A 4,761-nucleotide genomic window follows, 5' to 3' on the forward strand; every position below is an offset into this window, starting at 1 on the left:
CCCCCCCCCGCCACGGGGCACCCGTGCAACCAAGCCCGAGGGTGCACCCTCACCCCCGACACCCCGCACCGTGGGGGCTAGTTCGGAGCGCGGCCCGAGTTGATCGTCGCGGTGACCTCCGCCACCCGCGAAGACTCCTCCGCCGCGAAGCGCTCCGCGTCCAGTTTCTCCGCGATCTCCTCGTCCTGGGCCATCAGCTGGTCCAGGTTGGAGTTGCCCATCTCGAAGACGCCCATGTCGACGTACGCCTGCTGGAGGCGGGGGCCCCACAGCCCGATGTCCCGTACGCACGGCACGATGCGGCTGAAGAGGAGCTGGCGGAAGAGCGCCAGGTACTCGGACCGCTCGCTGTACTCCTCGGCCTCCGCCTTGGAGATCCCGAAGTTCTCCAGGACCTCGGCCCCGCGCAACCGGTCGCGCATCAGATAGCAGCCCTCGATCACGAACTCCTCGCGCTCGCGCAGCTCCGCGTCGCTGAGCTGCGCGTAGTAGTCGCGCAGCGCCATCCGGCCGAAGGCCACGTGGCGGGCCTCGTCCTGCATGACGTAGGCCAGGATCTGCTTGGGCAAGGGCTTGTCGGTGGTGTCGCGGATCATGCCGAACGCGGCCAGCGCGAGGCCCTCGATCAGCACCTGCATGCCCAGGTAGGGCATGTCCCAGCGGGAGTCGCGCAGGGTGTCGCCGAGCAGCGCCTGGAGGTTGTCGTTGATCGGGTAGACCAGACCGACCTTGTCGTGCAGGAAGCGGCCGAAGATCTCGGCGTGCCGGGCTTCGTCCATGGTCTGGGTCGCGGAGTAGAACTTCGCGTCCAGGTCGGGGACGGACTCGACGATGCGCGCCGCGCACACCATGGCGCCCTGCTCACCGTGCAGGAACTGGCTGAACTGCCAGGACGCGTAGTGCTGGCGCAGCTCGCCCTTGTCGCGGTCGGTCATCTTCGCCCAGTGGCGGGTGCCGTACAGCGTCAGCGCCTCGTCGGGAGTGCCGAGCGGGTTGTGCGGATCGACCTCCAGGTCCCAGTCGATGCGCTTGGCGCCGTCCCACTGCTTGTCCTTGCCCTTCTGGTAGAGGGCGAGGAGGCGGTCGCGCCCGTCGTCGTACTCCCAGCTGAAACGGGCCGAGCCGGTGGCGGGGACCTGCCAGGTCGGTTCTGCGGGGGCGTGTGTGTAGCGATCGTACGTCGACACTGACGGCTCCTTCGCTCGGCGGCTGCCGTGACGTCCTTACCGGACGCGGTAGTTGGCAGATTCACACGTTGGTAGACGGGTGGTCAACAAGTCGCACACAGGGGATTGACGCCCTTGCTGACGCGCAGTCTCATAAGACGTGACCGCCGGTAACGCACACGACTAGGTGGGAATGGCATGACGACCATGACGGAAGCCGTCGCGCTTGAGGGGCTACGGGACGCTCTCGGCCTGCTCAAGGACCGTGAGCAGGTGGCCGAGCGGCTGTTGGAGTCCTCCGCGAAGCACTCCTTCGACCCCGACAAGGAACTCGACTGGGAAGCGCCCGCCGAAGAGGGCAAGTGGTTCTGGCCGCCAGAACTCGTCTCGTTGTACGACACACCGCTGTGGCGGAGGATGTCCGAAGAGCAGCGGATGGACCTGGCCAGGCATGAGGCCGCCTCACTGGCCTCGCTCGGCATCTGGTTCGAGATCATCCTGATGCAGCTGCTGGTGCGGCACATCTACGACAAGTCCCTGACCAGCTCCCATGTGCGGTACGCGCTGACGGAGATCGCCGACGAGTGCCGGCACTCGATGATGTTCGCCCGCATGATCAAGAAGGCCGGGGCGCCGACGTACCCCGTCACCAAGGTCAACCACAACCTCGCCCGCGTACTGAAGACCGTCTCCACCACCCCTGGGTCCTTCGCCTGCACGCTGCTCGGGGAGGAGATCCTCGACTGGATGCAGCGGCTCACCTTCCCCGACGAGCGGGTCCAGCCGCTGGTGCGCGGGGTGACCCGTATCCATGTCGTGGAGGAGGCACGTCATGTGCGGTACGCGCGTGAGGAGTTGCGCCGCCAGATGGTCACCGCCCCGCGCTGGGAGCGCGAGCTCACCCGGCTGAGCTCCGGCGAGGCGGCCCGGGTCTTCTCGCTCGCCTTCGTCAACCCCAAGGTGTACGACGACGTCGGCCTGGACCGGCGCGAGGCACTCGCCCAGGTCAAGGCGAGCGGCCACCGCAGGGAGGTCATGCAGACCGGTGCGAAGCGACTTACCGACTTCCTCGATGACATCGGGGTCCTGCGGGGTGCGGGGCGGCGGCTGTGGCGCAGCTCGGGGCTGCTGGCCTGACCGGGCCGGTGACCTCGCTGCTGCCGGCGTAGCGCGGTCCGGTGCCCGCACTCCGGTGCGCGGACGTTTCTGCGACTACGCTGCGAGCATGTCCCCGGCTGCTCCCATCCGCCCGCCCGCCCGCGCGTCCGCCCCGGCGTACCGGCGGCTGAGCGTCGAGGAGCGACGTACCCAACTCCTGGCCGCCGCGCTCACCCTCTTCGCGCACCGCGCGCCCGAGGAGGTCTCGATCGACGACGTCGCCGAGGTCGCGGGGGTCTCGCGGCCGCTGGTGTACCGCTACTTCCCGGGCGGCAAGCAGCAGCTGTACGAGGCCGCCCTGCGCTCGGCGGCCGACGACCTGGAGCAGTGCTTCGCCGAGCCGCCGACCGGCCCGCTCACCGAGCGGCTCGGCCGCGCCCTGGACCGTTATCTCGCCTTCGTGGACGAGCATGACACCGGGTTCAGTGCGCTGCTCCAGGGCGGCAGTGTCGCCTCCACATCGCGTACCAGCGCCATCGTGGACGGGGTGCGACGGGCCGCCGCGGACCAGATCCTGGCCCATCTCCAGGTGGCGGAGCCCGCGCCCCGGCTGCGCATGATGGTGCGGATGTGGATCACGGCGGTCGAGGCGGCCTCGCTGATCTGGCTGGACGAGGGCAAGCAGCCGCCGGTGGGTGAGTTGAGGGACTGGCTGCTCGATCAGTTCATGGCGCTGATGACCGCCACCGCCGCGTCCGACGAGCAGACCGCGACGGCCCTGCGCGCGGCCCTCGCCCTGGAGCGGCCCGACGGCTGCGCCGGGGCGCTGGCCCGGCGCGTACTGCCCGTGGTGGGCGACGCGGCCCACCTGCTGTGACACTGGTGGCGTGAAGAGCGAAGACACCCCCTTCGTCGGCGGCCCGCTGGACGGCCGGGTGATGCCGGTGCTGACCGGCATCACCGGGCATCCGCCGAAGGTGTACGAGGTTCCCGTGCCGGACGCGGACGGCGGTAAGCCCACCGTCCTGGTGTACCGGAGGGTGCCCGTGGCACACGGCAAGCGGCACGGCCTGACTCGGGGCTGGAAGTACGAGTACGACCCGGAGGGCCGGCCGAGCGACGGCCCGAAGTGGCCTTGGACGAAGCCACGGCAGGGCTCCGCTGACTGACGTCGTGTCAATTCCGGCTCGCCGCACCTCCCGGAACGGGTGACCCGATACGGCCGGATCGCCCCCGTCACCAGGTGGCGCCCGCACCTTCGCCGCATGCTCGCGGTGGAGGTGGTCTTGTGTCGGGCAACGTTCTTCGCCTGGTCTGTACGGCGACGGTGGTGGCGGCGGTCCTGGCGGGAGGGCCCGCGGTCGCGGTGCCGGCCCCCGAACCCGAGCCGCTCGCCGGAGAGCCGTCCGTGGCCGAACTGCTGACGGACCTTCAGGATCTGTACCGCAAAGCCGAGGACGCCACCGAGTCGTACAACGCCACCGCGGAGAAGCTGAAGGCCCAGAAGGCCGAGACCCGAAGGCTCGGCCGCGCCCTGTCCAAGGCGCGGCTCGCCCTGGGCGCCAGCCGGGGTGCGGCCGGGCGGCTGGCCCGGCAGCAGTACCAGGACACCAGCGAACTCTCCCCGTATGTGCGGCTACTGCTCGCCCGCGACCCGCAGCACGCTCTCGACCAGGGCCATCTGATCCGGCGCGCGGCGGCCGAGCGGGCCCAGACGGTGGGCCGTCTGACCGCGGGTGAGCGGCGTGCCAAGGAGCTGGCCGCCAAGTCCCGCAAGGCGCTGGACAAGCAGCTGACGCTGGCCGAGAAGCGCAAGAAGAAGCGGGACACGGTTACCAGGCGGCTGGCCGAGGTCGAACGGTTGCTCGCCGACCTGAGCGCGGAGCAGCTGTCCCAGCTGCGGGAGCTGGAGGAGTCGGAGACCGCCAGAGCCCAGGAGGAACTGGTCGCCTCCGGTGCGCTGGGCAGCCCGGCCCCGCGGGCTCCCTCACGGGCGGGCAAGGCCGCGCTGCGGTATGCGGTGGACCAGATCGGCAAGCCGTACGAGTGGGGGGCGGAGGGGCCGGCGACGTACGACTGCTCCGGGCTGACCTCACGTGCGTGGACCCGCGCGGGGCGCGCGATTCCGCGCACGTCGCAGGAGCAGTGGGCCGAGCTGCCGCGGGTGCCGTTGGAGACGGTGCGGCCGGGGGACCTGGTGGTGTACTTCCCCGAGGCGACGCATGTCGCGCTCTATCTGGGCGATGGCATGGTCGTCCACGCGCCGCGGCCCGGCGCGAAGGTCAAGGTCTCGCCGATCGCGGCGAATCCTCTGTTGGGAGTGGTGCGACCCGATTCCGGTGCTTCACCGATGGCCGGGTACGTCCCGCCGGAGCTGCCTGAGGGGGCTACGGAGGGGTCGGACCTTGGGTACGGGGAGGTGGGGGCTCCAGGTTAGAGCTGTGGCCCCCCCCCCCCCCCCTCCCCCAACGCCACCCCCGCCCGGCGCGCAGACTGG

At 70.4% G+C, this 4,761-nt stretch carries 5 protein-coding genes; 4 read left to right on the forward strand and 1 reads right to left on the reverse strand.

Going from position 1 to position 4,761, the window contains the following annotated elements; translation table 11 throughout:
* Positions 1 to 77: 77 nt before the first annotated feature.
* On the reverse strand, positions 78 to 1,187 hold the full coding sequence (locus U9R90_RS10720) for a ferritin-like domain-containing protein (protein ID WP_411056179.1): 1,110 nt from the start codon (positions 1,185 to 1,187) through the stop codon (positions 78 to 80).
* Positions 1,188 to 1,364: 177 nt separating this feature from the next.
* On the opposite strand from U9R90_RS10720, the gene U9R90_RS10725 reads away from it, so the two are divergent.
* The 4 genes from U9R90_RS10725 to U9R90_RS10740 all read left to right on the forward strand — a co-directional run bounded on the left by U9R90_RS10725 (position 1,365) and on the right by U9R90_RS10740 (position 4,701).
* Entirely contained in the window at positions 1,365 to 2,303 is a 939-nt protein-coding gene (locus tag U9R90_RS10725) for an AurF N-oxygenase family protein (RefSeq protein ID WP_411056180.1), read from the forward strand.
* Between the two features lie 88 nt (positions 2,304 to 2,391).
* Positions 2,392 to 3,141: a TetR/AcrR family transcriptional regulator gene (locus U9R90_RS10730; protein WP_411056181.1), complete on the forward strand. Its 750-nt coding sequence runs from the start codon at positions 2,392 to 2,394 to the stop codon at positions 3,139 to 3,141.
* 10 nt (positions 3,142 to 3,151) lie between these two features.
* A complete protein-coding gene (locus U9R90_RS10735; RefSeq protein ID WP_411056182.1) occupies positions 3,152 to 3,433 on the forward strand; it encodes a hypothetical protein in 282 nt (93 codons plus the stop codon).
* A gap of 119 nt (positions 3,434 to 3,552) precedes the next feature.
* Complete coding sequence (locus U9R90_RS10740; protein ID WP_411056183.1) at positions 3,553 to 4,701, forward strand: NlpC/P60 family protein; 1,149 nt, start codon at positions 3,553 to 3,555, stop codon at positions 4,699 to 4,701.
* Positions 4,702 to 4,761 lie beyond the last annotated feature (60 nt).

Source organism: Streptomyces sp. E11-3 (assembly GCF_046540415.1).
Taxonomy (GTDB): Bacteria; Actinomycetota; Actinomycetes; order Streptomycetales; family Streptomycetaceae; genus Streptomyces.